Here is a 530-nt window from a genome sequence, read left to right as displayed (position 1 = left end):
AAATATGGTGCGGTCGAGAGGACTCGAACCTCCACGGGGGGTTAGCCCACACGGACCTGAACCGTGCGCGTCTGCCAATTCCGCCACGACCGCAAAGAATGAAACATGGTGAGCCATGAAGGACTCGAACCTTCGACACCCTGATTAAAAGTCAGGTGCTCTACCAACTGAGCTAATGGCTCGTATAAGTGGCTGGGGATATAGGATTCGAACCTATGCATGACGGAGTCAAAGTCCGTTGCCTTACCGCTTGGCTAATCCCCAACAAAAATACGAAACATTTTAGTTAAAATGGGGCGATCGATGGGACTTGAACCCACGAATGCCGGAGCCACAATCCGGTGCGTTAACCCCTTCGCCACGACCGCCATAGTCAAATGAATCGGTGTAATGGTGAATCAACAACTGGTAATTCAATGGCGGAACCGACGGGATACTCTCCACTTCGTTCCGAGACTGCGAAGTGATGCTAACGGAGTGAATGCTCCGACGAACCCTTTTACGGATTCTCATCCCTTTGCAGGTAAATC

4 tRNA genes are annotated in these 530 nt (G+C 50.9%); all 4 read right to left on the bottom strand.

From position 1 onward, the window contains the following. Window positions 1–5 precede the first annotated feature (5 nt). The 4 genes from G5B47_RS25305 to G5B47_RS25290 all read right to left on the bottom strand — a co-directional run bounded on the left by G5B47_RS25305 (window position 6) and on the right by G5B47_RS25290 (window position 368). Window positions 6–93 (bottom strand) — tRNA-Leu (locus G5B47_RS25305). Window positions 94–106: 13 nt separating this feature from the next. Then, window positions 107–182: transfer RNA gene (locus G5B47_RS25300), tRNA-Lys, on the bottom strand. Window positions 183–189: 7 nt separating this feature from the next. After that, window positions 190–264: transfer RNA gene (locus G5B47_RS25295), tRNA-Gln, on the bottom strand. 28 nt (window positions 265–292) lie between these two features. Further along, window positions 293–368, bottom strand: a tRNA-His gene (locus G5B47_RS25290). Between the last annotated feature and the right edge of the window lie 162 nt (window positions 369–530).

Source organism: Paenibacillus apii, from assembly GCF_011043685.1.
Taxonomy (GTDB): domain Bacteria; phylum Bacillota; class Bacilli; order Paenibacillales; family Paenibacillaceae; genus Paenibacillus_AQ; species Paenibacillus_AQ sabinae.
This window is presented reverse-complemented; position numbering and strand designations above follow the sequence as displayed.